Below are 1859 nucleotides of genomic sequence, written 5' to 3'. Positions count from 1 at the left end.
ACTCTGGTTATCGATGCACCTTCTCGCACTGTGGACGTGCTGGAAGCATCGCTCGGATACCTACTTCACCATCGCCGGGGCGCTGGTCGTTTATGGAATTGGCGCGGGACTCGCAGAGGGTGGCGGCATCCTTGCCAGGCCCAAAGAGCACTGGTTTCTGACCTGGATACCGCTTGCCCTGGTCACCGCACTCAATATCGGTAGAAAACTCAGGGAAAAGGCCTGATGCAACGCGTATCTGCTGCCGATCTTAGCCGTCTGACGGCCGATGCGACGGTTCTGGAGCAAGACGGCCTGGGCCCCAAAGTCCTGCGACTGCAAGACGGCAGCTTCCTGAAGCTGTTCCGCAAGCGCCGCTACTTCTCCAGTGAAACGCTGAAGCCGTACGCAAAGCGCTTTGCCGACAATGCGACGACCCTGCAGCGACTGGGCTTCACCTGCCCGCAGATCATCGGCGTGTACCGCGTCGAAGATCCGGTCAATGGCACGGCGGTTCATTACCTACCGCTACCGGGCGATACCCTGCGCAGCCGGCTGGAGCAGGCTGCACCGGCACGGGCCGCACAGCTGATCGGCAAGTTCGGCCACTTGCTGGCCAGGCTGCACCGCAAGGGCGTGTACTTTCGCTCTATCCATCTGGGCAACGTACTGGTCTTGCCGAGCGACGAGCTGGCACTGATCGACATTGCCGACATGCATATCGGTCGTTTCCCGTTGTCGCTGCACAAGCGCCTGCGCAACCTGAAGCATATGCGCCGCTATCCGCAGGACAGCAACTGGCTATTCGAGCGATACCAGGAGGACCTACTGAAGGCCTACCGGGCAGAAGAACCTCGCCATGCCGAAGCACTGCTCGCAAGGACGCAGCGGCCCTAGCAGCCAAGGCTGGACGTGACCATATCCACCTAGCCCGCCCCCCGGTCGCGGGCATATGCCAGGAATGCTTCGAGCCGCTCGCTACACAGCAGGCAACTGACCTGACGCACCTCGTCTTCCGGCCACTCCCACCAACGAGCCGCCAACAATGCCTGTCGCTCGTCTTCGGAGAAGCGCCAGCGGACATGACGGGCGGGATTCCCCGCGACGATGGAATAAGGCTCCACATCGCGACTGACCACGGCCCCGGCAGCGACCACTGCGCCGTCTCCAATCGATACACCAGACAGAATCATTGCGCCGGTGCACAGCCATACATCGCTGCCAATCACGACATCACCCCGACTGAAGGCGTAACCGGAAACATCCGCCGCCTCATCAATCATTGCCGGAAACGGGTAGGTCGTGACCCAGTCGCTGCGGTGGTGCCCGCCGAGAAAGATCTCCACCTGTTCGGCAATGGAGGTATAGGCGCCGATCCGCAGCGTCGCTCCCTCCTGCCAGTCATGAACGATCGGCAGGCCATAGCTGCCGACACCAATGGAGTAATCGGGATAGCGATGCAGAAAGCGAGCTTGCCCCCTGTAGAGCTTCGGTAGCTTGCGAATCGCTCGCTTGACCCTGCGCTCGCGGAATCTCTCCCAGATGCCCATGGTTCTCAGCGCTTCTCCAGCGGCGAAAAGAACAACCTTCCCAAGCCACGCCAGGTTTTCTTGTTCCAGCGTCGGAATGGAATCTGCTTCAACAACTGCCGGGCATATGCCCGATCACGGTTGGAGCACTTGAGAAACATCGAACTCAGAAAGCGTGTCCTGACATATTCATACTGCGGATGATCGGCAAACAGCGCATAGGTGCGAAGAATACTGTCGATCATGAACGGCGTGTTCTTCGACGAGTTGCTGGCATGCTTGCGGTACTGCGCGAGTACTTCACCCAGGCAGTCGATGTAATAGCCTGCATGGGTAATCTTCAGCTCGATC

The 1859-nt window shown here is 59.7% G+C and carries 2 protein-coding genes and 2 pseudogenes; 2 read left to right on the top strand and 2 right to left on the bottom strand.

Features of this window, described 5'->3' with window-relative positions; translation table 11 throughout:
• Both J0A65_RS22840 and J0A65_RS22835 read left to right on the top strand, forming a co-directional pair.
• Nucleotides 1–226: pseudogene (locus J0A65_RS22840) on the top strand (hypothetical protein); the annotation flags it as partial.
• Nucleotides 226–876, top strand: a complete 651-nt coding sequence (locus J0A65_RS22835) for a BUD32 family EKC/KEOPS complex subunit (RefSeq protein WP_206596599.1) — start codon at nt 226–228, stop codon at nt 874–876. The pseudogene J0A65_RS22840 and the gene J0A65_RS22835, both read left to right, overlap by 1 nt.
• A gap of 29 nt (nt 877–905) precedes the next feature.
• Here J0A65_RS22835 and J0A65_RS27760 read toward each other — a convergent pair whose 3' ends face one another.
• Both J0A65_RS27760 and J0A65_RS22825 read right to left on the bottom strand, forming a co-directional pair.
• On the bottom strand, nt 906–1529 hold the full coding sequence (locus J0A65_RS27760; RefSeq protein WP_206596598.1) for a CatB-related O-acetyltransferase: 624 nt from the start codon (nt 1527–1529) through the stop codon (nt 906–908).
• 5 nt (nt 1530–1534) lie between these two features.
• Nucleotides 1535–1859: pseudogene (locus tag J0A65_RS22825) on the bottom strand (hypothetical protein); the annotation flags it as partial.

This window comes from Bowmanella yangjiangensis, assembly GCF_017255015.1.
GTDB classification, from domain to species: Bacteria; Pseudomonadota; Gammaproteobacteria; order Enterobacterales; family Alteromonadaceae; genus Bowmanella; species Bowmanella yangjiangensis.
This window is presented reverse-complemented; position numbering and strand designations above follow the sequence as displayed.

Coding starts and splice junctions, on each gene's coding strand:
- J0A65_RS22835 (WP_206596599.1), top strand. CDS start 226: ATGCAACGCGTATCTGCTGCCGATCTTAGCCGTCTGACGGCCGATGCG.
- J0A65_RS27760 (WP_206596598.1), bottom strand. CDS start 1,529: ATGGGCATCTGGGAGAGATTCCGCGAGCGCAGGGTCAAGCGAGCGATT.